General features: G+C 61.0%; 1 pseudogene. It reads right to left on the bottom strand.

Annotated features, from left to right (window positions below):
• Nucleotides 1–943 (bottom strand): annotated as a pseudogene (locus Xsze_RS22330) (DNA primase); the annotation flags it as partial.

Below are 943 nucleotides of genomic sequence, written 5' to 3'. Positions count from 1 at the left end.
GGGCCTTTGACCGTGTAGCTTTTGGTGACGAGATTGCCGGTCGCTTCATCCTTGCCGGTGCTCGCCATCGTCAGTTCACCGTCACTCTGCAACAGCTTGAGCGCATAGGCCGCCTGCCGCACGCCTTCTTCTTCGGCGATGGCGAGGATTTTATGCTGAAGATTGGTTTCACCGAGGTAAAACAGGCTCTGGCTGGTCATGGCGCTGTACTGGATACGTTCTTCTTCTGGTATCAGGTTCAGCACCGCGTCCATCAGCGACGATTTGCCCGCCGCGCTGCTGCTCTGGATCAGGACGGCTAAGGGTTTGGGCAGTTTGCGGCTCACGGCGGCCAGATACCCCGCCAACAGGTTGGTGGATTCGCCGACAACCCCGCAGGCGCTCAGGTCAGCGGTAATGCGGCTGATAAGTTCGGGGTCTTTCAGCAAGGCTTCGGTGGCGTGTTGGTCATCTTCATTCATCGACGGGGTGACCTGCGTCGTGTCTGCCGTTGCCCAGGCCCGTTGTTCCAGCACCAGTAATACCCGCCCCAGTTCTCGCTTAATCAGCGTGTCCGGCAAGGTCAGCTCCTGACTTGCCTGACGCACGAAGGCTGACCGGGCACGGGCGCTGAGGATATCGAGGCTGTCCACGAACAGCGCCCCGCTGTGCTTGTCGATTAACTGGACATTGACTTTCATCACCGTGGCCCCGGCTTTCTGCTGCACCCCGCGTCCCCGCCATTCCTGCCCGTCCTGCTGGACCACGATGTCCCCGTTGTCGGCGAGGGTTGTCACCACGCCCGGCTCCGGCACTAAAGCCGCCGCCGGCACGGGGGCAGCAACGGTCGGCGTGTTGTCTACCGGTTCACCGAGCCATTGTGCTGAGTCCAGTAACTGGCCGAAGGCATTTTCCGGGTTCGCCACTTCGCAGCTAAACCGATTGGCATCGCAGCCTTCGGGGA

The organism is Xenorhabdus szentirmaii DSM 16338 (assembly GCF_002632585.1).
Lineage (GTDB): Bacteria > Pseudomonadota > Gammaproteobacteria > Enterobacterales > Enterobacteriaceae > Xenorhabdus > Xenorhabdus szentirmaii.
This window is presented reverse-complemented; position numbering and strand designations above follow the sequence as displayed.